Source organism: Micromonospora sp. NPDC049107, from assembly GCF_040648595.1.
GTDB lineage: Bacteria > Actinomycetota > Actinomycetes > Mycobacteriales > Micromonosporaceae > Micromonospora.
The window spans coordinates 1132774-1156915 of the sequence record NZ_JBEZEC010000001.1 but is presented as its reverse complement, the minus strand read 5'-3'; the positions used below and the strand labels follow the sequence as shown (position 1 = coordinate 1156915).

The window sequence follows — 24142 nt, the reverse complement described above, 5'->3', positions numbered from 1 at the left end:
CGACCCGGGGGGCGGGGCCATTCCCGGGGGCTGACGATCCGCGGTGAGCGGGGCTCGTCGTGCCGGGACCGGGTGTAACGACCTGCGGTCCGGGGCCATTCCCGGGGGCTGACGATCCGCGGTGAGCGGGGCTCGCCGTGCCGGGACCGTGTGTAACGACCCGCGGTCCGGGGTCATTCCCGGGGGCTTGGCTCCCCCCGGGGGCGGGGGGCTCGGCCGTGGTCCTGCGATCGTCGGGAGGTGTAACGACCCCCGGCCCGCCACGATTCCGGCCCACGGGTGCAGCGGGTCACCACAGTGGCCCCACAACCGGACACACCACCCACGCGCGGTGGTCGGCCTGGGTGATCGACTCCGGATCGGCGAACTCGGGGTATCCCGGAGCGGTCGATGCCCCCATATCGGCGACCTCGTGTCGATCACGGCGATCACGGCGATCACGGCGATCGGGGCGATCGGGGCGATCGGGGCGATCGGGGCGATCGGGGCGGCGTGGCAGGAGCCCGCCGCCGACGGACGCCAAGCGGGCGTCCCGGGTCGTCGACACCCCCGCGACTGGCGGTCGGGAGTCGATCACGCCGAGGCGGTGTGGACCGGGCGAACGCCACACCGCCCCACGACGTGACCTGGCGCCCGCCGGGACAATCCGACGGGCGCCAGTTCGAGGTACGTCCGGGGCACTGCCCCGGCTGTGGTGCCGGTTAGTGCGCGGCTCCGCCGAAGCGCTGGCGGCGACGCCAGGCCAGGGTCAGCAGCAGCATGATCGCGCCGGCGCCGACGAGACCGCCACCGAGCTTCATGGGCGTACCGATGCTGTCACCGGTGACGGGCAGCGGCTGCTTGCGGTGCAGCACCCGCAGCTCGGTGCTCGCGGTCCGGCCGGACTCGCGGCCCGTTGCGGTGAAGGTCAGCAGACCGGTCACCGACGGCTTGTAGCTCTTGGTGAAGTGCCCCTGGGCGTCGGTGTACGCCGTGAAGTTGAGCGGCGCGCTCGCCTGGTACGCCACCGGCGCCATGGCCACGGTGGTGCCGTCGCTGCGGCGGGCCGGCGCGTTGCCGGCGGCCGGGGCAGCGAGGGGGGTTACCGTCACCGAGATGTCGACGGTCTCGTTGGGGCCGAAATTGGTGCCGGTCAGGATGACCGTCTCGCCCAGGAAGATCGTCGGCCGGTTGACGGTCAGGGACGCGGCGGCCGGCGGGTACGGCGGCGGTTGAGGCGTGCCGCTGGGCGTCGGCTGCGGCTGTGCCGCCCCCGCTGCCGTCGGCACGGCCACCACGGCCAGGCCGACCGTGAGCGCCATGATGATGCGGGATAGCCGCATGATTGGTTCCCTCCTACTGGTCACAGCTTCGTGCGGAATGAACTTGGGTGGTCCAAGGGCTGGCGGTGGGGGTCAGCCACAGCTCGGCCTGCCCGACGCCGGTCTTGGCCGTCAGGACGGTGACCTCCAGCGCCCTCTCGACGCCGGGGCCGATGTCGACGTTGGCCGTCGCCACCTGGCGGCGGCGTTCGGTGCCGCTGCCCAGTGCCGTCTCGGCCCCGTCGAGCCGGGCGTCGAGCACGGAGCCGCCCGCCGGGCTGAAGATCGACACCAGCGTGCGCACGGTGTACGGGTCGCCAGCCAGACCGAGGCCAAGGATCGACTTGCTGAGCCCTGACTTCGGCGCCGTCGAGCGCAGAGTCACCCGCAGTCGGAGCTCGCGGCGGCCGTCGGGCCGGCATTCGCCGACCGTGAGGCTCGCCGTCGGCCGCAGGTAGTAGCCGAGCTTCGCGCCGCTGCCGTCGTTGAGAAACACGCCGACCGTCGGCACGGTGTCCTGTTCCGGGAGCGTCCCGGCCATCCGGCTGTTGCCGAACGTCCGTTGTTCTTCCGGGTGAGCACTCCAGAACAATATCCGGCGTTCCGTGATAGCACGGTCAAATGCGGACAACAACACCCTGGGGTTGACATTCTTCGTGAAGAAGGCGTCAAACACCGCAGCCGCCGAGGATGCGAAGTAGGCGTCCTGCTGCGTGGTGTCCAGTCGCTGGTAGGTCTCGTTGAGCAGGGTCTGCACGGCCTTCTCGCTGGCCAGCGGCGCCCCGCCGGGCACCAGCACCGGGCCGGTCGCCTTGAGCAGGTAGGACAGCACCACCGGATCCACGGCGAGCACACCGTCGACAGTGGTACCGGTCTTGCGCCGGTACATCTCCCGGTACAGGGCGGCGGCGGTCGGGAAGTGCGGGGTCAGGTTCACGTCGGCGGGGTAGATGCCGGGCAGGTCGGTCCAGATCGCCCGGGTCTCGGCGGGCAGCTTCAACGCCGGGGTGAACCGACCCAGGGACGCGCTGCTGCCCTGCCGGCCCATCTGGACCCGCCCGCCCTCGGCCTCGATCATCGCGTACGCGCCGAACATGCCGCCGGTCGCGCGCAGCTCGGCCAGGTTCTGCGAGACGAGCAGGTAGCGCCGAGAGCCGCTGGCGCCGAGCAGCGGCGGCAGCAGCCGAGCGCCCTGGTCGGCCGCAGCGGTGAGGCTGGCCAACCGGTCGATCTCGCCGCGGAGATCGGTCAGCGCCTGGCGGACCTGGCTGACCAGCTTGTCGGCCGGCACGGCGGCCAGGTCCCGACGGGTGCCCTGCACCGAGTCGTTGACCCGGGTCAGCTCGCCGGAGACCGACGTGAGCCGGGCCAGGTCCAACCGGCCGCCGGCCGGCACGAGGCTGGTCAGGTCCGTGCGCAGCAGGCTGGGGAACGCCTGCCGGGCCAGGTCGTCGATGGCGATGGCGATCAGCCGGACCGCGTCGAGATCGTCACCGGCCGCCGGGGTGTGCCGACCGAGCCTCCAGCTCGGGTCGGACGTGGCGGTCCGGGCCGCGCCGGACTGCTCCTGCAGGGCGGAGAGGGTGCGCAGGGCCCGGTCGGTGTCCCCGCCGACGACCTGAGCGCTCAACTCCCGGGCCAGGCCGGCGGCATTGAGCAGGTGCGCGCGCGCCTGCCAACCGCGAAAACCGATCCACCCACCCGCGGCCAGCACCAGCGATCCGACCACGAGCGCGCCGAGCAGGGCCCGGCGCAGTCGCGCGCGCCGGCGACGCCGGGACCGGCTTCGTCGTCGACCCGGTCGTTCGCTCTCCGTCACACCACACTCCGATCCAGGAATCGGACAGTCTGTCGAATTCCCTGACGTTCTTAGCACGTTACGAGGACTCTCGTACCGTTAAGGCATTTCTGGCCCTTTACGCGAGGTTTCCTCGCGACGCCGTGGCTCCCTGCGGGACGCGGCCGGCGGCCTCGTGCAGCAGCCGTTCGATCCGGTCGACACCGGCCGGCAGCGACATCTCCCGCAGGTACGTCTGCCGGCCCCGCCGGCCCATCTCGGCGCGCGCGGGCGGCGGGATGGTGGCGGCCAGCCAGAACCGGTCGGCCAACGCGGCCCAGTCCTCGGGTGGGCAGGACAGCCCGGCTCGGGCGCGTTCGACCAGCTCGACGGTGTCCCCGCCGGCCGACGCGACGACCGGCGCGGCGCACGAGAGCGCGGCCTGCAGCTTGCCCGGCACCATGCCGCGAAGCTCGGGCAGGTCGCGCAGCATGATCAACTGGTAGTCGGCGGCGGCGTACAGCTCGGGCATGTCGACAGGTGAGCGCCGTTCGAGGAAGCGGACATTCTCCGCCTTGAGGTCGGCGGCGAGCCCCCGCACCCGCCGCTCGTCCGCGCCCGAGCCGACCAGGACCAGGTCCATCGTCCGGTCCAGCGCGGCCGCGGCCCGTACCGCCGTCTCCAGCCCCTGGCGGGGTCCGATGGTCCCGGCGTGCATGACCACACACCGGCGATCCCGGCGGACCATCTGCCGGGCCGCCGCGCCGGGTGTCGCCGGGTAGAAGATGCGCTCGTCCGTCCAGTTGAGGACCAGACGAACCCGGCCGGGGTCGGCGCCGGCCGCGACCACCAGGTCGCGCATCGACGGCGCGGCCACGGCGACCCGCGCGGCCGACCGGTAGACGCGGGTCATCGCGGCGTCCATCCGCGCCAACCAGCGGCCGCCGCCGGACGCGTCGACGCCGTCGCGAGCCCAGACATCCTGTACGTGCAGCACCGTCGGCACCCTCGCGAGGAGCCGCAGGACGGCGGCGGTGGCGAACGTGGTGGCCGGCAGTTGAAAGACGTAGAGCGCGTCCACGTCACCCAGGAACCGGCGGGCCGCCAGCGACGCGCTCCCGGCGAACGACAGGTAGCTGGCCATCCGCGCCCGGGTGGTGGTGGCCCCGCCGGAGACCCGCGGCACCCGGCGGACCGACAGCCGGTCGCTGTGCGTCTCGTGGTGCCACCGCTGCCGCCACCCTGGATAGACGTGGCCGCCCGGGTAGTCGGGGAATCCGGTGAGGACGCGGACCTCGTGCCCGCGCGCGGCCAACTCCTCGGCGAGGCTGCCGGGGATGAACGCCGGCTCGGGCGGGAAGTGGTACGACAGGATGCCGATCTTCACCGCGGCACCGCCGGTGGGCGCGGACCGGGCTCGGCCGGCGCGGCACCGCGTCCGACGGGGCGGCCCGCGTAGGATGCTGGCAACCCCTCCCCGCGCGCCCAGCGGCGTCGACGCATCACCCTCGCGGTGCGGCGACCCGTGTCCGCATCCACGAGAGGGCTCCCGATGGCCGACCGCGTGCTGTTCGTCTGCCACGCCAACCTGTGTCGCTCGCCGATGGCCGAGCACCTGGCCCGACGGCTGTTGGCCGACCGTCCCGTGCTGGTGTCCAGCGCCGGCACCGACGCGATGGACGGGATGGCCATGCACCCGTACGCGGCGGAGGTCGTGGCCGAGGAGGGCGGCGACCCGACGGCGTTCAGCAGCCGTACGCTGCGTGCCGAACAGCTGACCGAGGCGACGCTGGTGCTGACCGCGACGCGGCGGCAGCGGTCGGTGTGCACCTCGCTCGCGCCCGGCGCGCTGCACCGGACGTTCACCCTGCGCCAGTTCGGCCGGCTGGCGGCGGCGGCCGAACCGCCCGTCGGATCGACCGACGATCCGCTGGGGGCCGCCATCGCCGCCGCCGCCAGCGCCCGCGGGCGGCTGCAACCCGCCGCTGCGGACGCGGACGACCTTCGGGACCCGATCGGCGGTACCGTCGCCGACTTCCGTCGATGCGCCGAGGAGATCGAACGCTCGCTACGACCCCTCGCCGCGCTCATCGGGGCAGCCGGGTGAGTTCCTGGGTACGGTCGCTGACACCGTTGACCCCGGCGTCCTCACTGTGCCGGGCGGCGGGGGCCCGGTCGGTCGGGACCGACGGCGTGGCGGTCGAGGCGACCACCCGGTAGGCCTCGTACTGGTACGCCTCGGCCTTGGCCACCTTCGCCATGTTGAGCACGCAGCCGAGCAGCCGCACCGAGACCGAGTGCAGCGCGCGGGCCGCCGCGGCCACCTGGGTACGCGACGTCCGACCCTGCTGGCTCACCAGCAGCGCGCCGTCGGCCTGGACAGCCACCACGACGCCGTCGGTCACCGCGAGCAGCGGCGCGGTATCGATGATCACGATGTCCGCGGACTCGCGCAACGCGAGCAGCAGGTCCGCCATCGCCTTGGAGCCGAGCAACTCGCTCGGGTTGGGCGGCGCGGAGCCACTGGGCAGCACCAGCAGGGATTTGTCGCCCCACCGCTGCACCACGTCACCGACCTGGACGTCGCCGACCAACACGTCGGTGAGGCCGACACCGGCGTCCAGGCCCAGGTAGTCGTCGACCTTCGGGCGTCGCAGGTCGGCGTCGACCAGCAGCACCCGCCAGCCCGCCTCGGCCAGCGCGATGGCCAGGTTGCACGACATCGTCGTCTTGCCCTCGCCCTGCAACGCGCTGGTCACGGCGATGACCCGGGCCGGCTCGTGCACGTCCACGAAGCGCAGGTTGGTCCGCAGCTTGCGGACCGCCTCGGCACGGGCCGACGTCGCGGCGTCGCCGACGATCAGCGGGGACGTGCGGGCGGCGCTCTCGAACGGGATCTCACCGAGCAGCGGGCTTCCGGTGGCGCGTTGCAGGCCGGCGGCGTCGCGCAGGCGGACGTCGGCGACGCCGCGCAGGATCGCCAGGCCGACGCCGAGGACGAGGCCGAGCAGACCGCCGAGTACGAGGTTACGCAGCGGCTTCGGCGAGACGGGGCTCGCGCTGACCCGTGGGCCGCTGACCACCTCGATCTTGATGGGTGACTTGCCCTCGGGTGGCGTCTCGACCTTCTGGACGAGTTCGACGAACTTCGCGGCGAGGGTCTCGCTCACCCGCAGGGCGCGGGCCTGGTCGGTGTCGGTGATCGAGGCGCGCAGCAGGACGGTGCCCGTCTCGGTGGAGGTGGTCACCCGGCGCTGCACCTCGTCCGCGGTGAGCCCGACCGGCGTCTCGGCCGCGACACTCTGTGCCAGGCGGTCGCTGCTGAGCAGGTCGGCGTACGACTTGACGCGCTGCTGGAGGAACAGCCCGCCCTGGTAGGCATCGGAGACGCCCTGGTTGGGGGTGGTGACGAAGAAGGTCACCGAGGCGACGTACCGGGGCTGGGCCCGTACGGTCAGAAACGCCGAGACGCCCAGGGACACCATGATCGTGAGCAGCACGACCCACCAGTGCCGACGCACGTGGCGCAATTGGCGAAGCAGGTCCATCAGGCTTGCCTCCGGACCGGTCCGGTTACGCCAAAGAACTTCACGAAAACCCCCAAGGTCGTCTGTCAACTCGTGAAACCATTAAAGCCCCTCATAGGACTTATGTCCGGAGTTATGCATTTTCGGCGTCGGTAACCGCGCCGTCCCGCATGACCAACCCGACAAAGGGCCATTCGGCAGCGGCGACGTCCGGAAAAGTCGGCGACCGATTCCGCGGGCCGATCTCGATCGCCGCGTCGCGCCGCGCACGATCACGACGTACCGCCGAGCGGATAGGCTCGACAACGGTGTGCCGGGAAGTCTGGTCGGCGATTGGATCTTTGCCGTCCCGACACCAGAGGTGAGCCCTTTGACCGACCGCACCCCCCACCGCGACCGACTCTTCGCGCGGTCGTCCTGGCCGGAGGCCCGGCACCTGGCCGACGTGCTGCGCACCGAAACGGTGGGTGGCGCCCTGCTGCTGCTCGGCGCCGTCCTCGCGCTGGTCTGGGCGAACTCGCCATGGAGCGAGGCGTACGTCCGGCTCGGGGCCTGGGTGCCCTGGCCGGGCGGCGAGCGCTGGCACCTCGACCTGAGCCTCGCCACCTGGGCCGCCGACGGCCTGCTCGCCATCTTCTTCTTCGTGGTGGGCCTGGAACTCAAGCGTGAGTTCGTCGCCGGCGATCTGCGCGACCCACGCCGCGCGGCACTGCCGGTGGTGGCCGCCCTGGGTGGAATGGCGCTGCCCGCATTGGTCTACGTGGCCGTGCTCCTCGGCACGGGCGGCGAGGGACTGCGGGGCTGGGCCATCCCGACCGCCACCGACATCGCCTTCGCGCTGGCCGTCCTCGCGGTGGTCAGCTCACACCTTCCCCAGGGTCTGCGCGCCTTCCTGCTCACCCTGGCCGTGGTCGACGACCTGTTCGCGATCACCATCATCGCGGTCTTCTACACCGCCGACTTCCACCCGCTGCCGCTGTTCGCCGCGCTCGCCCCGATCGGGCTCTTCGCGTGGCTGGTACGGCGGGGCCGGACCTGGTGGTGGGCCCTCGTCCCGCTCGCGGCCGCCACCTGGGCGCTGGTGCACGCCTCGGGCGTGCACGCCACGGTCGCCGGCGTACTGCTCGGCTTCACCGTGCCGGTGCTGAGCCGCGCCCCGGGCGGCACCGCCGCGACGGCCGACCGGGCGGAGTCGGGTGGGGCGGACGCGGGCGGTCTCGCCGCGCACCTGGAACACCGGTGGCGACCCGTGTCCGCCGGCTTCGCCGTGCCGGTCTTCGCCCTCTTCGCGGCCGGCGTGACACTCCGGGGCACCGATCTCGGGACCCTGCTGACCGACCCGCTGGTGATCGCCGTGGTGGCCGGCCTGGTGTTCGGCAAGAGCATCGGGATCTTCGGCTCGACCTACCTGCTGGCCCGGTTCACGCGCGCCGAGTTGGACGAGGACATCACCTGGTCCGACCTGTTCGGCATCGCCCTGTTGGCCGGGGTCGGGTTCACCGTCTCGCTGCTCATCGGCGACCTGGCGTTCGGCGCGGGCAGTACGGCCGACGAGCGGGTCAAGGCGGCGGTCCTCGTCGGGTCGGTGATCTCCGCGGCGCTCGCCGCCGCCGTGCTCGCCCGCCGCAACGCCGCGTACCGGCGGGTGGCCGAGAAGGAACGCCTCGACGCCGACGGCGACGGGGTGCCCGACGTCTACCAGCGGCCCGGACGGGAGTGACCGGCCCGGCCCGCGACCCGCCATGCTCAGCGCTGGCGGTCGTGCGGCGCCCGCTCCTCGGTCTCGTCCGCGAGGGCGTCGGTCGTGGGGGCGGTGAGGTCGTCGGCGGGCACCGCCACCTCCTCCGCGAGGTCCTGCTCGTCGGGCTTGCCGCCGGGCTGCGGCTCGGGAGCGGTGGCGCCGCCGGCGTATCCGTACTCGTTCGGTTCGTCGTGCCGGCTCATGTGGTTATCCTCCCGCTTTTCCCGGTTTCTCTGGTACCGCCCACGGTAGGCGGTGATCGTCGCCCCCGCAGCGCGGCGGGGATTGTCGCCGCGACCACGGCGGCGGGAGACTCAACGCCGCCGCGAGCAGTTGCCGCAGCGCGACGATCGCGGCGGTGGAGGCCAGGCCACCCCACGCCGGATCCCCGGCGAGCCGCAGCAGGCCGGCCGCCGTCAAAAGGTCCAACAGCACGCGTACGGCGACCCGCACGTCGCCGGTGCACACCGCCGCGACGACCCCGGTGACCAGGGCCAGCGCGGTCACCGCCTCGACCAGCCCGCCGATCACGTCCCCTGCCGCCCGTCGGTGACCTGCCGTTGCTCCTGCCGGATCTCCCGGCCCAGGAAGTAGTTCAGCGCCGTCCGGATCGTGGCGATCGCCGCCAACTGGCCGATCTGCGTGAACGACGGCGACACCGCGGTCCGCAACACGTCGGCCGCGAGTTGGAACTCCAGACCGAGCGTCAGGAACCGGCCCAGCGACAGGCGGATCGGGGTGAAGACGGCGGCGGTGCGGTGCCGTAGCCCCTCGGCCACGAACCGCACCGCCGCCCAGAGCGCGCCCACGACGATCACCAGGGCGCCGGCCACCTCCACCACGGCGACCAGCACCTGGTCGCCGTGGCGCAGCAGCTCCGCCGGCTCCACCCGGAGGCGTTACCCGCCACCGGGGCGGCTAGTCGGCGCTCAGGTCAGCTCGTTCACGGCCTCCAGGATCAGCCAGAGGCCACTGATGGCGAACAGCACCGCGGCGCCGTACCTGATGGTCCTCTCCGGCAGCCGGCGGCCGAGCATCCGGCCGACCAGGATGGCCAGCGCGTCCGCGGCCACCATGCCCACCGTGGAGCCGAGCCAGGTGCCGAACCAGCCGTACTTGGTGGCCAGGGTGATCGTCGCGAGCATCGTCTTGTCGCCCAGCTCGGCCAGGAAGAACGCCACCGACACCGCCACGATCGCGGTCTTGCTGGTCTTCTCGGCCTTACGCTTCTCCTCCTCGGTGAGTTTGTCACCGCGCAGGGTCCACGCGCCGAAGCCGAGGAAGGCCACGCCGGCCACCAGCGAGATCCATTCGGTGGGCAGCACGGCGCCGAGACCCGAACCGATGGCGACCGACGCCAGGTGCACCACCGCCGTGGCGACGGTGATGCCGATCAGCACCGGAAGCGGCTTGAACCGCGTGGCGAACGTCAGCGCCATCAACTGGGACTTGTCTCCCAGCTCGGCGACGAAGATGACGCCGAAGCTGACGACCAGCGCGGCGAGGAATCCCTCCATGACATCCTTCCCGTTCAGACCGGGAGGAGGTGCGGGGGCGCCCTCGACCCGGCTGCGACAGCCTGAGTCGAAGGTCTCGCCCGCCCCGGAGAACCGGGGCCGCGTGGCCGGATGCGGAACGCACCAGTATGTCGACCACGACATTGGGGGCTACTCCCCTTCGCGCGACCAGCCTAACCGATCAGCGAGCGGGCCGGACGGCGCGGGTGAACAGGCTCACCACGCCCGCGCCAGCGTCACCCCGAACAGCCCGCGCGGGTCCGTCCAGAAGTGCGACGCCGCGAAGCCCGCCGCGCCCAGTTCGGCGGCCACCCCCTCCGGGCGGAACTTCGCCGACACCTCCGTCCGCAGCTCCTCCCCCTCGTCGAACGCCACCGAGAGGTCCAGCACCCGGACCCGCATCGATCGCGTCGCCCGCAGACGCATCTCGATCCACTCCCGCTCCGGGTCCCACCGGGCGACATGCGCGAACGCCTCCGGGTCGAAGTCGGCCCCCAACTCCCGGTTGATCACATACAGCACGTTGCGGTTGAACTCGGCCGTGACCCCGGCCGCGTCGTCGTAGGCGGGCACGATCACCGACGGGTCCTTCACCAGGTCGGTGCCGAGCAGCAACCAGTCGCCGACCTCCAGCGCGGCGCGCATCGCGGTCAGGAACCCGGCCCGCTCGGCCGGCAACAGGTTGCCGATCGTGCCGCCCAGGAACACCACCAGCCGCCGCCCGCCGGTCGGCAGCCGGTCGAGCTGGCGGGTGAAGTCGCCCACGATCCCCCGCACCCGCAGCCCTGGATAGTCGGCGGCGATCTGCGCCGTCGACCCGAGCAGGGCGCTGACCGAGACGTCGAGCGGGACGAACGTGCCCAGCCCTCCCCGGCGGGTGAACGCGTCCAGCAGCAGCCGGGTCTTCTCCGACGAGCCGGAGCCCAGCTCGATCAGGGTCTTCGCGCCGGTCAGCGCCGCCACGTCGGCGGCGTGCGCGGCGAGCACCGCGCGCTCGGCCCGGGTCGGGTAGTACTCGGGCAGCCGGGTGATCTCCTCGAACAGCTCGCTGCCCCGCGAGTCGTAGAACCACTTCGGCGGCAGCCACTTCGCCTCGGCCGTCAGCCCCGCCCGGACGTCCGCCCGCAGGCCACGCTCCAGGTCCTGCGGCTCAAGGTAGATCTCCAACGGTTCCGCGCTCATGGCCCCCGCCCCTATCGTGGTCGTCAGACACCTCGCGTAGCCCGGCCGGCAACGCTCATCCGGCCGGCAGCCCGCACACCCGCACCTCGTCCGTCGTGGCGGTGACCAGGCGCTGCTGCGGCACCGGCCGCCACCCGGCGTCGTCGTCGTGCGGCTCGGACGCCACCACCACCGAGCCCGCGCCCGCGCGCACCGACAGCGCGTGACCGACCGCCGTAGCCACCGCCCGCCGTCCGTCGGTGAGCAGCAGATTCAGCCGCGACCCCGGAGCGGCGGCGGCGACCTTGACCACCGTCCGGCCGACCGCCTCCGCCGGGTCATCGCCCGCGCGCAGCCGATGCCGCACCAGCGCCCACAGCAACGCCGAGTCGGTGGCCGCGTCCAGGGTCAGCAGGTCCCGCACCGGCAGGCCGGCGGCGAGCGGCACCATCGAATCGGGCCAGCCCCGGATCACACCGTTGTGGCTGAACAGCCACCGGCCCTCCGCGAACGGCGCCGCCGCGCCGTCGACCACCGCCATCCCCACGGTGGCCGACCGGACCGCGGCGAGCACCGCGCCGGCACGTGTCACCGCCGCCAGCTCGGCGATCGTCGGGTCGCTCCAGATCGGCTGGGCACGCCGGTACCGCACTGGAGGACCGTCGTCCGGATACCAGCCGACACCGAACCCGTCGGCGTTGATCGTGCCGCCGCCGCGCATGTCACGCGGCGCCCAGGACTGACGGACCAGCGCGTACGCCGGCTCGAACAGCAACGCGGCCAACGTGACCGGCGGGCCGAGGTAGACCAGATGACGGCACATCAGCGCACCCCGCGTGGCGTCGGGCGCCTCACTGCGGCGACTCGTCCGGACCGGCGTCGCGGGCGCACCGGAAGCCACTGAAGATCTGCCGGCGGATCGGATAGTCCCAGTTGCGGAACGTCCCCCGGCACGCCGACCGGTCCGTGCCGAACGAGCCACCGCGCAGCACCCGGTGGTCGTCGCCGAAGAACACCTCGGAGTACTCGCGGTACGGGAACGCGACGAAGCCGGGATGACCGGTGAACGTGGTCGACGTCCACTCCCAGACGTCCCCGATGAGCTGGTGCACACCGAGCGGCGAGACGCCGGCCGGGTACGCGCCCACCGGCGCCGGCCGCAGGTGACGTTGGTCGAGGTTGGCGTGCGCCTCGGTCGGGTCGTCGTCGCCCCACGGGTAGCGGCGGGACCGCCCGGTCGCCGGGTCCCACCGCGCCGCCTTCTCCCACTCCGCCTCGGTCGGCAGACGCTTACCGGCCCACGTCGCGTACGCCTGCGCCTCGTGGAAACACACGTGCACCACCGGCTCGTCGGGGCGTACCGGGTCCCAGCGGCCGAACCGCCGGTACGCCCAACCGTCACCGTCGCGACGCCAGTGCAGCGGCGCGACCAGTCGCTCGCGCACCCGGTGTTCCCAGCCGGCCGCGCTCCACCACCGCCGGTCGGAGTAGCCGCCGTCGGCGATGAACGCCTCGTACGCGCCGTTGGTCACCGGTGCGGCGTCGATGACGTACGCGGGCAGGTGGACCTGGTGCGCGGGCCGTTCGTTGTCCAGGGCCCAGGGATCGGTGTCGGTGCCCATCGTGAACTCTCCGGCCGGCACCAGCACCTCCCCGCCGGCCCGGACGGCCGGCTCGGGCGGCGGCGGGGCGTGCAGGACCGCCGCGCCCGCGCGCAGCTGGTGGGTCGCGAGCATCGTCTCGTCGTGCTGCTGCTCGTGCTGCACGATCATGCCGAAGGCGAACCCGTCGGCGACCAACGGCCGGTCGGTGAAGCGCACCGCGTCGAGCAGGTCGTACACCTTGTCGCGGACCACGCCCACGTAGGCGCGCGCCTCCGCCGGTGGCAACAGGGGCAGCCGCGGTCGGTCCCGGCGGGGCTGCTTGAACGCGTCGTACAGGTCGTCGATGTCGCAGCGGACCGGCTCACGGCCGCCCACGTCGCGCACCAGCCACAACTCCTCCTGGTTGCCGACGTGCGCCAGATCCCAGACCAACGGCGACATCAGCGGCGAGTGCTGGCGCATCAGGTCGCCGTCGTCGACCGCCTCGGTCAGCAGGGCCGTGCGGGAGCGGGCGCGCGCCAACTCCTGTGCGATCCGCCCCCGCAACAGCTCACCGTCGGCATGCTCCGTCGTACTCGCGCTCACCGTCGCACCTTTCGTTCGCGACTGCGGGGCTCGCAGACCCGGCTCACTCCTCGCGCTCACCCGTCGCACCTTTCGTTCGAGGCTCGCTCTCGCGCGCTCACCGGTCGACCCTTGCGATGGCGGCGAGCCGCCGCCGTATACCGTCGTGGATGTCGTCCTCGGTGCCGGCCGGCAGGCCCAGCCGCGGTAGGGCGGCCAGGGCCAGGTCGAGCAGCGCGGCCGCCGCGACGGCCAGCGCCGGGTCGGCGAGGCCGCGCCGGGCGGCGGCCGACCAGCGGTGCGCCACCGGCGCGCCGATCGTGTACGCCGCGCGGACGGTGCCCGCGTCGGTGAACAGCGCGCTCAGCACCGCCAGCGGTAGCCGCCAGTCCCGGTCGGGCTGGGCGTCCAGGTACCGCAGCTCCAGGTAACCGCGCGGGCGCACCGGCGGGAAGAGGGTGCTGACGTGGTAGTCGAGGTCGTCGGTGGTGGGCGGGCGGGGCAGCGCGCCGTCCAGCCAGTCGGCGAAGGTGACACCCGGCGGCGGGGCCCAGTCCGGGCCGGGCCGGCGCAGACACAGCAGCGGGGCGGCGAGCACGTAGCGTGCCCAGGCGGCCGGCGGGTCGTCGTCCGCGCGCTCGGGCGCCCACACCGGGCGGGTACGCGCCGGATCGATCGCCAGCCAGGCGGCCATCCGCGCGGATGCCCAACCGGTACGCCGGCCGGCGTGCCGACTCGACGAGGCGAACGCCGCGAGCAACGGTGGGCCGACGGCGTGGGCCGCCGCCCAGCGCGGGGCAACCTGGTCCGGTTCGCCGATGTCGAGGCACACCTGCAGGCCGGCGGTGCTGTACATCATCGTCCGGCCGGCCGGGCCGCGCCGGTCGAACACGCGGCGCATGGCGCGGTAGCGGGGAGTGTCCAACACCGGGCGGGGCCGACGGTGCGGGTCGATGCCGCTGCGCCCCAGGGTCAGCCCGGCGGCGGCCAGCAGACCGGCGACCTGGGCGATGTCGGCCTCGGTGGCCTGGATCAACGCGCCGGCCGAGGTACGCGGCGGGGTGGAGATCTCCAGCTGGCCGCCCGGTTCGAGGGTCACCGTGCCGCCGTGTCGCAGCGGCTCGGCGGGGCTCGCCGGATCCAGCGTGACGGGGCTGTGCCGCCCCAGCGCCGTCCGCAGCCGCGCCGGGTCGACTCCTCGGGTGGGGTCGGCGGCGTCGTGCACGGTCCATTCCAGTTCGACGCCGGTGTACGTGGGAGGGCCGGTCTTGAAGCAGATGCGCGCGAGGTGTCGGCCCGCGGCGGCGGACTCGCGCAGGATCTCGCTCTGGTCCAGCTCCGGCGACGTCACCATCGGTGCAGCCTCCCTCGTCGTGCGACGACCGCGTGCGCCGTGCGTCAGCTCCGGAGCACGGGTGCCACCGTAGACCCGGCCACCGACACTCCCCTTTCCGAGCGTCGACGGACCACCAATCCCTGTCTAACAGACGCGTTTCCCGGTGCAGGGCAGAACGAACCGCGCGCCCGTACGCTCAGTCGCCGGCCGGGCCGGCCGGGTGCGAGGGCTTGACCTTCGCCTGACCGGGTGGCGTCGCCCGCGCGGACGGCTCCGCAGGCGGCGACGGCGACGGCGGCGGCGGAGCGGACGGAGACGGGGACAGCGGCGACGGGCTGGGCTTCGCCTCGGGCACCAGCCGCTGGCAGTACTCCTCGACCGCGCCGACCCCACCAGCGGCCGTCACCAACCGCTCGAAGGCCGGCGTTCGCAGCGCCTTCTCCCGCTGCTCGGGCTTCTTGGACCGCCAGGCCTGGCACAGCCCGTGCAGCTGACCGCCGGGGGTCGTGCCGACCGACGGCGAGACGGACAGGGAGGGACGGCCGGGCGGCGTCGATCCGCTCGGCGCGACGGGCCCGGTGCTCACCTGCGCGCTGGCAGTGGGTGGCGCGCTACTCGGTGCCGGCGGCGGTTCGGGTGCCTTCTCCAACCCGGCCGCGGCGAACGCGACGCCAGCGGTGGCCGTGGCCGCCAGCGCGCCGATCCACGCCACCGCGCCGGTCGTGAGCCGCAGACGGCGTGGCCGTCGGGCCACGGCGGGCGCCGGGACGGCGCGGGCGGCCCGGAACGCGGACAGCGCCGCCTCCTCGCCCGCCAGCTCCGTAGGCCGGGCCGGGCCAGCGGCAGCGGCGAGCAGTCGGGCCAGCGGCTCGGCCCCGGAGTCCGGCGAAGCCCCGGACTGCCGGACGCCCGCCGCGCCCGGGTCGGCGATGTCAGGCGGGGGGGCGGAGGTGGTGTCGATGCGGGCGGCGTCGAGCAGCCGTTCGGTCTCGGCGCGGCCGGCACGCCGGTGCGGGTTCATCCGGAATCCCTTCACGTCAGCCCTCCGCCTGCTCGGCAGGTGAGGTCTGCCGGGAACGCCCGATCCGGCGACGAGGGGGCGGAACCACCTCGGCGCCGACCGCCGGTGGGCCGCTGTCGGCCGGCGCGCTCGACGTGTCGGGCGCGCGCAGCGGGGCGGTGGCGTCGCCGTCGACCGACGGCGTCGGTACGGCCTGCCGGTCCAGCAGGGTGGCGAGTCGCCGCAGACCGCGGTGCGCGGCGGTCCGGACGGCGCCGGCCCGGCGACCGAGCACCCGGCCGGCGGACTCCGCGTCGAGCCCGATCACGGCCCGCAGCAGCACCGCCTCGGCCTCGCGGGGTGGCAGCGTGGCGATCAACGCCAGCGCAGCCTCGGTGCTGATCGTCTCGTCGGCCCGCTCGGCGGTGTCGCCGTCGCCGGCCAGCTCGGTGAGCGCCTGCACCGGTACCGGCAGCGACGGTCGTCGCCGCAGCCGCCGCAGGTGGTCCATCGCGCGGTTGCGGGCGATGGTGACGGTCCAGGCGCGGAACTCGCCGCCGGTGAAGGTGGGCAGGTCGCGGGAGATCTGTAACCAGGTCTCCGACGCGACGTCCTCGGCGTCCGCGCCGACCAGGGCGGTCAGGTACCGCAGCAGTCCCGGCTGGAGGCTGCGGTACAGGAAGCGGAAGGCGTCCTCGTCCCCGGACTGCGCGGCGGTGACCGCCTCGGACAGTTCGCCGGTCATCGGCGGCCCACGGGCCGCCCGGAGCGGATCGGCGCGACACGCGTCGGCGTCGTGCGCGCACGGCGAACCGCCGCCCTCACCCGCTCCCGCACCCGCACCGCCCCCGCCGATTTCGATTCGGGCCCCGTCCGGGCACCGGCCGGGGTGTCCACACCCGGCGATGGCCCGGAACGGGCTGCCCGTCTGCGCCCCGAGCCGGGCTAACGGTAGGAGGGGACGTTTCCTGCGACAAGTTGGGATCGCATTACAGAAGAGTGACAATTATCAAACCGTCCGACCGGCGTGCCGGCGTAACGGACGACGCCCCTCGGGCGCTCCCCGGCTCAGGTGAGCGTCCTCGGCGGCGACCGGGCTGGCGTACGCCGAAATGTGTCGGCTTTTGTGACCTGGCGTCATCGAAGCGTCACACACCGGCCCGGCCGCCGGAGGTCGTCCCGGGCGGACCGACGGGTGCGACCCCGCACCGGGTCCACCGCAGCGAGCCGTTGGCCGCCACTCTGGGTACGGTAATGCTGTGTTGTCATCGGAGGTCGTGCTCAGCGGTCGGTACCGCCTGGACGAACGTGTCGCCACGGGCGGCATGGGCGACGTCTGGCGTGCCTCCGACCTCGTCCTCGGCCGGCAGGTCGCGGTCAAGGTCCTGCTGCCGGCGCTGGTCTCCGACCCGGACTTCATCGCCCGCTTCCGTGCCGAGGCGCGGATCATGGCGGCCTTGCGGCACCCCGGCATCGTGCAGGTGTACGACTGCGGGGAGGACGACCTGCCCGACGGCGGTCGAGCCGACTATCTGGTCATGGAGTTCGTCGAGGGCGAACCGCTGTCCAAGCGGATCGAGGCCGCCGGTCGCCTCGACGTGGCCGAGACGATGTCGATCGTCGCCCAGGCGGGGCACGCGCTGGGCGCGGCGCACCGCGGCGGCATCGTGCACCGCGACGTCAAGCCCAGCAACCTTCTGGTGCAGGAGGACGGCACGGTCGTCCTGGTCGACTTCGGCGTCGCCCGCTCCACCAACGTGACCAGCATCACCAGCACCAACGCGGTGCCCGGCACCGCCCTCTACATGGCGCCCGAGCAGGCCGCCGGCCGGCCGGTCAGCGGCGCCACCGACATCTACGCCCTCGGCGCGGTCGCCTACTGCTGCCTCACCGGCGGCCCGCCGTTCACCGGTGACAACCCCCTCCAGGTCGCCGTCCGGCACCTCGACGACGAGCCCCCGGAGCTGCCGCACGACATCCCGGAGGCGGTCCGCGCCCTGGTATCGCGGGCCCTCGCGAAGGACCCGCTGGACCGCTTCACGAGCGGCTCGGCGATGGCGGAGGCGGCCCGTACCGCGGTGACCGGCGGCGAACCACCGACGGCGCTGGCGTCGTCGGTGCCGCTGCGCGAGGCGGGTCCGGGTACCCGCACCGACGTGCCGGTCGGCGCGGCGGTGGCGGGCACGACCGACCCGGCACGCCCGCGACGCCGCGGGCCGCTGGTCGGTGCCGCGGTGGCCATGCTGGTCGCCCTGGTCGGCCTCGGCGCGGCCCTGGGCGCGGCGCGCAACACCGGCAACGATCCGGCCGTCAAGCTGCCGACGGTCGCGCCGACGCCGGGGCCGACCGAGCAGGTGGAGTTGCCGGCGGCGAACGAGCAGATGACCAACGACCCGGGCCGGCCGAACCGGCCGACCGTCCCGGACACCACGACGTCCGCGTCGGTCAGCGCCACGCCGAGCGTCCAGCCCAGCCAGTCGGCCAACTCTCCATCGCCGACGCCGAGCGCGACCACCGCGCCGCCGCCGAGCGACCCGCCGAAGACCCCGTCGTCGCCGAGCAACTCGCCGGCGACCGACCCGAGCCCCTCCACCGAACCGTCGACCGGCTCCGGTGACGTAGGCGGCTGACCAGCCGCCCCACCAGCACCGATATCCCCAAAACGGACTTACGTCGCCGAAAACCGCTCTAGGCTCTCCGCAGGTCATTTCCACCGTCTGCGGGAGCCCGGGTGAGCGCTGAGAAGCTGGTCGTGATCGGCCAGGGGTACGTCGGACTGCCGCTGGCCATGCGTGCCGTCGAGGCGGGCCTGGACGTCGTCGGCCTGGACGTCGACGCCGACCGGGTGAAGCGGCTCGCGTCGGGTGAGTCGTTCGTCGAGGACATCCCCACCGACCGGCTGGGCCGGGCGCTGGGCAGCGGCCGGTACCGCCCCAGCACCGACTACACCGACGCCGAGGGTTTCGACGTCTGCGTCATCACCGTGCCCACCCCGCTGCGCGACGGCACCCCGGACCTGAGCTTCGTCGAGCAGGCCGGTATCCGCGTCGGCCCGTACGTGCGGCCGGGCTGCACGGTCATCCTGGAGTCGACCACCTACCCCGGCACCACCGAGGAGCTGCTTCGGCCGCTGTTGGAGTCGGCCAGCGGGCTGACCAGCCCCGGCGACTTCCACCTCGGCTACAGCCCGGAGCGGATCGACCCGGGCAACCCGACGTGGCGACTGGAGAACACCCCGAAGGTGGTCTCCGGGATCGACGCGGCGTCGCTGGACCGGGTGCAGGGCTTCTACCAGCGGCTCGTGGAGCGCACCGTCGCCGTCGACTCCACCCGGGTGGCCGAGTTGACCAAGCTGATCGAGAACACGTTCCGCCAGGTCAACATCGCGCTGATCAACGAGCTCACGATGCTCTCGCACCACCTCGACATCGACGTCTGGCAGGCGATCGACGCCGCCGCGACCAAGCCTTTCGGGTTCCTGCCGTTCCGGCCCGGCCCGGGTGTCGGCGGGCACTGCCTGCCGATCGATCCGTGCTACCTGTCCTGGCAGGTCAAGCGACGCCTCGGCCGGCAGTTCCGGTTCATCGAGCTGGCCAACGACATCAACCACGAGATGCCCGAGCACGTCACCCAGCGGATCATGGCAGGGCTCAACCGCACCGGCCGGGCGGTCAGCGGCGCGCGACTGCTGCTGCTCGGGCTCGCGTACAAGCGGAACACCGGTGACATGCGGGACTCCCCCGCCGTCGACGTGGCCCGCCGTCTGCAGGCACTCGGCGCCGAGGTGCACGCGGTCGAGCCGTACGCGGAGGCCCACCAGATCCCCGCCGGGGTCGCGGTCGTCGGGCTCACCGAGCGGGAGGTGCGGGCCGCGGACGCGGTCGTGGTGGTCACCGACCACGACTGCTTCGACTACGACCTGGTGGTCCGGCACGCCCGCTACGTCTTCGACACCCGCAACCGGTGCTCCGGCGAGGTGGTCGAGCGCCTGTAGGGCGTGCCCCGGACCCGGCACCGCTGGCCGGTCCCGCCGCCGGGGAAGGCGGCGGGGCCGGCCGGCGGATGTCGCTTCGGGCACCCGTGGACGACACGCTCACTGGTCGGCGAGCGCCTCGACGACGGGCCGCGACAGTGCCCGGCGGGCCGGAAGCACCGAGGCGAGCAGAGCGGCCAGCACCGCCACGCCGAGGATCGAGGAGAGCTGGCCGAGTGGCAGCACCACGTGGAAGTCCCCGCCGAGGCGGGCCGGCAGCGCCATCCCGGCGGCGCTGACGCCGGTGCCCAGCCCGATACCGAGGATCGCGCCGACCAGCGTCATGAGGATCGCCTCGACCGCGAGCATGGCCCGCATCCGGCCGCGGGACAGCCCGACCGCCCGCAGGACGCCGTTCTCCCGGGTGCGCTCGACCACCGACAGGCTCAGCGTGTTGGCCACGCCGACGAGGGCGATCACGACGGCCAGGCCGAGCAGCGCGGTGACGGAGGCCAGCAGCATGTCCACCGTGCCGGTGAGCATCTTCTTGTACGCGCCCTGGTCCATCAGGTTCGCCGTCGGGTAGCGGGCGAGCACGGCCTCGATCGCGGCGCGGGCCCGTTCGGCGCTCACGCCGTCAGCCGGGTCGATCTCGGCGAGGAAACCGCGTTCGCGGGGAAAGAGCACCGCGAAGTCCCGGTCGTCCAGCTCGATGACGTGTCCCTCGGGCGCGGCGCTGGAGACCATGGCCGGCGCGTCGTCGGCCACCACCGCGGCCACCCGGAACGCCCGCCCCTCGATGGTGACGGCGGAACCGACCTGCCAGCCGTGCGCCCGCGCCAGCTCCTGGTGCACCAGCACCTGCCCCGGCCCGAGTCGGTCGACGTCGCCGGCCACCACGCCGGACAACGTCCGGCCGACCAGCGCCGGGTGGGCGGCCCGGACCTCGATGTCGCCGGTCACGACGCTGCGCTGCTCGTGCACCACGCCCAGTTCGGGGCGCGCGGCCAGCTCACCGGCGAGCGCGGCGGGCAGATTCTGGCCGATGCCGCTGACCACGAAGTCCGTCCCGATCTCGGCGTCGACGCTGCGTTCGATGCCGTCCTTGGTGCTGCGCGCGCCCACCACGAACGCCGACACCAAGCCGATCCCGATGACCAGGGCGGTCGCCGTCGCGGCGATCCGACGCGGGTTGCGAACCGCGTTCGCCACCGCCAGACCGACGGTCATCCCGAACACCCGGCGGGCCGGCCAGCCGATCAGCCGGACCAGCGCCGGGACGAGCACCGGGCCGAACAGCACGATGCCGAAGAAGGCCAGCACACCGCCCACGGCCACGAGGAGCACCTGACCGGCGTCGGCCGCGCCGGCCAGCGCCGCGACTCCCGCGCCCAGCACCACCGCGCCGAGGGCCAGCCGCACCCGGCCCGCTCCCCGAGCGGGCTGCACGGCGGCGTCGGTCAGCGCGGCCACCGGGGCGACCCGGGTGCCCCGCCAGGCCGGCAGCAGGGCCGCGGCGACGGTGAGCCCGGTACCGAGCAGCAGGCTGGTCAGCACGGTCGAGCCGGCGACGGTCAACCCGCCGGAGAGCGGCACGTCCAGTCGAGACATCAGCAGCCGGAGTCCGCCGGCGAGAGCCACCCCGAGCACGACGCCGAGGGCGGAGGCGACGAGGCCGAGCAGCGCCGACTCCAGCAGCGCCGCCCGGAACACCTGCCCCCGGGTCGCACCCACCAGGCGCAGCAGCGCGGTCCGGCGGGTGCGCTGCGCCAGCACGATCGCGAAGGTGTTGGCGATCACGAAGCCGGCCACCACCACCGCGACCCCGACGAAGATGAGCAGCAGCAGCAGGAACTGGTTCAGATTGCGGACGGCGTCCTCGACGGCCTCATCGAGGATCTGCTGGCGGCCCTTCACGTCGACGTCGGCGCTCCCGACGGCGGCGCGTAGCCGGTCGGCCAACGCCGCCTGGGCTGTTCCCGGCCGGGCCGCCACCATGATCCGGTCGTAGCCACGCCCGCCGGTGACCGCGAGCGCGTCCGCGCCGACCAGGCCGATGAACGGGCCGCCGACGTCGCGGACGCTGCCCGCCACGTCTACCGTGCCGACCAGGGTGTACGGACGGGCCGCCCCGCCGGTACCGCCGACGAGAACCGGAGCGCCGAGGGTGAAGCCCTCCTTCGCCACCGTCGGCGCGTCGAGCACCACCTCGCCCGCGCGGTCGGGGAGGCGACCGGCGACCACGTCGTACGAGCGCAGGGCCGTCTCGGTGGGGATGGCGGCGAGCACTGCGTAGCCGAGCACCGGTCGCCCGTCAGCGCCGAGGAGTCCACCGGCGCCGAGCAGCTCACCGGCCGCGGCGGCCACCCCGTCGACCGTACGGACGTCGTCGACCAGCCTCGCCGGCAGCGGCCGGGGGCCGTCGGGGTAGACGCCGAGGTCGGTGTGCCGGTCGAAAGCGCCGGCCCGCTGGTACGCGCCCGCGCGCATCCCGTCCACGACGATCAGCGTGCCGGCGACGAAGGCGACACCGAGTACGACGGCGAGCGCGGACAGCAGCATGCGCAGCGCCTCGGCGCGCAGCGTACGCAGGGTCAGGCGGATCATGTGCGGGCTCCCGGTGCCGGCGCGGATCGGACCCCTCCGACGCTATGGCCGGTCCGGTCGGATCGATCTCCACCTGCGCTCTCGACCCGCGTACGCCGCAGGTGGCGCACGGACGCACCGGCCGTACGACCGCGGTCGTACGGCGGGTCAGCGCCCGGGTGTGACCAGGCCGCTCTCGTACGCCAGCACGACCGCCTGCACCCGGTCGCGCAGGTGCAGCTTCGCCAGGATCCGCCCGACGTGGGTCTTCACCGTCGCCTCGGCCACGTGCGCCTTGGCGGCGATCTCGGCGTTGGACAGGCCCTGCGCGACCAACAGCAGCACCTCCCGCTCCCGCTCGGTGAGCTGGGCCAGCCGGGGGTCGACGGTCGGGCCCGCGCCGAGCTGACCGGCGAAGCGGTCCAGCAGTCGCCGCGTGATCGACGGGGCGACCACCGAGTCGCCGCGCGCCACCACCCGGATCGCGTCCAGCAACTCCTCCGGCGGGACGTTCTTGAGCAGGAAGCCGCTCGCGCCGGCCTGGAGCGCGGCGAACGCGTCCGCCTCGGTGTCGAAGGTGGTCAGCACCAGCACCCGGGGCGGGCCGGACGGCCGGTCAGCGCAGAGTCGACGGGTCGCCTCCACCCCGTCCATGGTGGGCATGCGGATGTCCATCACCACCACGTCGGCCTCGGTGCGGGCCAGCACCCGCAGGGCATCCGCGCCGTCGATGGCCTCACCGACCACCTCCAGGTCGGGCTGGGAGCTCAGCACCATCCGGAACCCGGCGCGCACCAGCGCCTGGTCGTCCACGATCACCACCCGGACCGTCATGCCGCGATCACCTCCGCTGAGGGTTCCGACGGTAGCGGTAGCCGGACCTGGACCTGCCAACCCCCGGTCGGTTGGGCGCCGGCGGTGAGGCTGCCGTCGTACACCGCCACGCGCTCGCGCATGCCGAGCAGACCGTGACCGCCGGGCGGCGCTGGACTGACGACCGGGCGGCCCCGACCGTCGTCGACGACCCGGACCTCGACGGCGTCGGCGGAGTACGTCATCCGCAGGTCGACAGTGGCGCCGACGCCGGCGTGCTTGAGCGCGTTGGTCAGCGCCTCCTGCACCACGCGGTAGACGGTCAGCTCCAGGCCCGGCGGCAGGGCCGGGGGCTCGCCGCTGACGGCGTCCCGGACAAACAGCCCGGCGTCGCGGAAGCGGGCCAGCAGGTCGGGCAGCTCGGCCAGGGCCAACCGGCGGTGCTCCGGGTCGGCGGCCACGACGTCCGCCCCGGCGGGGCCCGAGTCGCGCAGGACCCCGACGAGCCGCCGCATCTCCTCCAGCGCGGAGCGGCCGGTGTCGGCGACCACCTTCACGGCGGCGCGCGCCTGCTCGGGGTCGCGGTCGAGCATGAAGCGGGCACCGTCCGCCTGGACGATCATCACCGCCATGCTGTGCGCCACCACGTCGTGCAGTTCGCGGGCGATGCGGGTGCGCTCCTCGGCGACCGCCGCCCGCGACTCGGCCTCCCGCTCACGTTCGAGGGTGGCGGCGCGCTCTTCGAGGCTCAGCACGTAGAGGCGGCGGGTCCGCACGTTCAGCGCGACGAGCCAGACCGCGCCGGTGACCAGCGCGTACCACAGCGCGGTCACCCACCACACGATGACGCCGGGGGTCTGCGCGGCGGCGAGCAGCACGCCCACGGCGGCGACCGCGCCGGCCAGCACACCGTCGCGCAGCCGCCGGCCGTATTTCACGACGCTGTAGAGCGCGATCAGGACGGCGACGTCGAACGCCTGCGGACCCCACCGGGTGATCACCTGGACCAGGGCGAGCGCCGCCACGACGACGGTCACCGCGCTCGGGTGGGTGCGGCGGAACAGCAGCGCCACCGCCATGCCCACGCCGACGCCGACGGCGGCCCAACCGCCGGGTTGCGACACCGCCGAGGTGAGACCGACGAACGCGACCACGACGGAGACGGCCACGTCGAAGGCGACGCCGCGCAGGGGGCGGCCGAACAGCGTGCGTCTCACGGTCACCCAGCGTACGGGTCGTCGA

Annotated in this window: 21 protein-coding genes; 4 read left to right on the top strand and 17 right to left on the bottom strand. The window is 73.6% G+C overall.

Annotated features, from left to right (window positions below; genetic code table 11):
* Window positions 1–701 precede the first annotated feature (701 nt).
* From AB0B55_RS05180 to AB0B55_RS05170, 3 genes are all read right to left on the bottom strand, one after another.
* Window positions 702–1322, bottom strand: coding sequence for a hypothetical protein (locus AB0B55_RS05180; protein WP_357118836.1), 621 nt, complete (start codon window positions 1320–1322; stop codon window positions 702–704).
* A gap of 13 nt (window positions 1323–1335) precedes the next feature.
* Window positions 1336–3120 (bottom strand): DUF4012 domain-containing protein, encoded by a 1785-nt coding sequence (locus AB0B55_RS05175; RefSeq protein WP_357118839.1) that lies wholly within the window; start codon window positions 3118–3120, stop codon window positions 1336–1338.
* Window positions 3121–3217: 97 nt separating this feature from the next.
* Window positions 3218–4465 carry a glycosyltransferase family 4 protein gene (locus tag AB0B55_RS05170; protein WP_357170536.1) on the bottom strand — a complete coding sequence of 416 codons (1248 nt, stop codon included), beginning with the start codon at window positions 4463–4465 and terminating at the stop codon, window positions 3218–3220.
* A gap of 165 nt (window positions 4466–4630) precedes the next feature.
* On the opposite strand from AB0B55_RS05170, the gene AB0B55_RS05165 reads away from it, so the two are divergent.
* A complete protein-coding gene (locus tag AB0B55_RS05165; protein ID WP_357118845.1) occupies window positions 4631–5185 on the top strand; it encodes a low molecular weight phosphatase family protein in 555 nt (184 codons plus the stop codon).
* Here AB0B55_RS05165 and AB0B55_RS05160 read toward each other — a convergent pair.
* Entirely contained in the window at window positions 5166–6626 is a 1461-nt protein-coding gene (locus tag AB0B55_RS05160) for a polysaccharide biosynthesis tyrosine autokinase (protein WP_357118848.1), read from the bottom strand. The two genes, AB0B55_RS05165 and AB0B55_RS05160, sit on opposite strands and share 20 nt — an antisense overlap.
* A 349-nt stretch (window positions 6627–6975) precedes the next feature.
* On the opposite strand from AB0B55_RS05160, the gene nhaA reads away from it, so the two are divergent.
* The gene (gene nhaA, locus AB0B55_RS05155; RefSeq protein WP_357170533.1) at window positions 6976–8325 is read left to right on the top strand and encodes a Na+/H+ antiporter NhaA; all 1350 of its coding nucleotides are present in this window, start codon (window positions 6976–6978) and stop codon (window positions 8323–8325) included.
* 26 nt (window positions 8326–8351) lie between these two features.
* On the opposite strand, the gene AB0B55_RS05150 is transcribed toward nhaA, so the two are convergent.
* From AB0B55_RS05150 to AB0B55_RS05105, 10 genes are all read right to left on the bottom strand, one after another.
* Complete coding sequence (locus tag AB0B55_RS05150; RefSeq protein ID WP_357170530.1) at window positions 8352–8549, bottom strand: hypothetical protein; 198 nt, start codon at window positions 8547–8549, stop codon at window positions 8352–8354.
* Between the two features lie 4 nt (window positions 8550–8553).
* Complete coding sequence (locus tag AB0B55_RS05145; RefSeq protein WP_357118857.1) at window positions 8554–8877, bottom strand: hypothetical protein; 324 nt, start codon at window positions 8875–8877, stop codon at window positions 8554–8556.
* Window positions 8874–9236, bottom strand: a complete 363-nt coding sequence (locus AB0B55_RS05140; protein WP_357118860.1) for a DUF1622 domain-containing protein — start codon at window positions 9234–9236, stop codon at window positions 8874–8876. Before AB0B55_RS05140 ends, AB0B55_RS05145 begins: the two co-directional genes overlap by 4 nt.
* 39 nt (window positions 9237–9275) lie before the next feature.
* Window positions 9276–9863: a TMEM165/GDT1 family protein gene (locus AB0B55_RS05135; protein WP_357118863.1), complete on the bottom strand. Its 588-nt coding sequence runs from the start codon at window positions 9861–9863 to the stop codon at window positions 9276–9278.
* 216 nt (window positions 9864–10079) lie between these two features.
* Window positions 10080–11045 carry an L-histidine N(alpha)-methyltransferase gene (egtD, locus tag AB0B55_RS05130; RefSeq protein ID WP_357118866.1) on the bottom strand — a complete coding sequence of 322 codons (966 nt, stop codon included), beginning with the start codon at window positions 11043–11045 and terminating at the stop codon, window positions 10080–10082.
* A gap of 55 nt (window positions 11046–11100) precedes the next feature.
* On the bottom strand, window positions 11101–11847 hold the full coding sequence (gene egtC / locus AB0B55_RS05125; RefSeq protein ID WP_357170527.1) for an ergothioneine biosynthesis protein EgtC: 747 nt from the start codon (window positions 11845–11847) through the stop codon (window positions 11101–11103).
* A 28-nt stretch (window positions 11848–11875) separates the two neighbouring features.
* Window positions 11876–13213 (bottom strand): ergothioneine biosynthesis protein EgtB, encoded by a 1338-nt coding sequence (gene egtB / locus AB0B55_RS05120; RefSeq protein ID WP_357170524.1) that lies wholly within the window; start codon window positions 13211–13213, stop codon window positions 11876–11878.
* A gap of 97 nt (window positions 13214–13310) precedes the next feature.
* On the bottom strand, window positions 13311–14546 hold the full coding sequence (gene egtA, locus AB0B55_RS05115) for an ergothioneine biosynthesis glutamate--cysteine ligase EgtA (protein ID WP_357170521.1): 1236 nt from the start codon (window positions 14544–14546) through the stop codon (window positions 13311–13313).
* A 178-nt stretch (window positions 14547–14724) separates the two neighbouring features.
* Window positions 14725–15549: a hypothetical protein gene (locus tag AB0B55_RS05110; protein WP_357170517.1), complete on the bottom strand. Its 825-nt coding sequence runs from the start codon at window positions 15547–15549 to the stop codon at window positions 14725–14727.
* Window positions 15550–15565: 16 nt separating this feature from the next.
* Window positions 15566–16273 (bottom strand): RNA polymerase sigma factor, encoded by a 708-nt coding sequence (locus AB0B55_RS05105; protein ID WP_357170514.1) that lies wholly within the window; start codon window positions 16271–16273, stop codon window positions 15566–15568.
* Between the two features lie 514 nt (window positions 16274–16787).
* Between AB0B55_RS05105 and AB0B55_RS05100 the strand changes: the two genes are divergently transcribed.
* Window positions 16788–18158, top strand: coding sequence for a protein kinase (locus AB0B55_RS05100; protein ID WP_357118884.1), 1371 nt, complete (start codon window positions 16788–16790; stop codon window positions 18156–18158).
* Between the two features lie 101 nt (window positions 18159–18259).
* Window positions 18260–19522: a nucleotide sugar dehydrogenase gene (locus tag AB0B55_RS05095; protein WP_357118887.1), complete on the top strand. Its 1263-nt coding sequence runs from the start codon at window positions 18260–18262 to the stop codon at window positions 19520–19522.
* A gap of 99 nt (window positions 19523–19621) precedes the next feature.
* Here AB0B55_RS05095 and AB0B55_RS05090 read toward each other — a convergent pair whose 3' ends face one another.
* The 3 genes from AB0B55_RS05090 to AB0B55_RS05080 all read right to left on the bottom strand — a co-directional run bounded on the left by AB0B55_RS05090 (window position 19622) and on the right by AB0B55_RS05080 (window position 24123).
* Entirely contained in the window at window positions 19622–22108 is a 2487-nt protein-coding gene (locus AB0B55_RS05090; protein ID WP_357170510.1) for an FtsX-like permease family protein, read from the bottom strand.
* 147 nt (window positions 22109–22255) lie between these two features.
* Window positions 22256–22921, bottom strand: a complete 666-nt coding sequence (locus tag AB0B55_RS05085) for a response regulator transcription factor (RefSeq protein WP_357170507.1) — start codon at window positions 22919–22921, stop codon at window positions 22256–22258.
* A complete protein-coding gene (locus AB0B55_RS05080) occupies window positions 22918–24123 on the bottom strand; it encodes a sensor histidine kinase (protein ID WP_357170503.1) in 1206 nt (401 codons plus the stop codon). The genes AB0B55_RS05085 and AB0B55_RS05080 overlap by 4 nt, the downstream gene beginning before the upstream one ends.
* Window positions 24124–24142 lie beyond the last annotated feature (19 nt).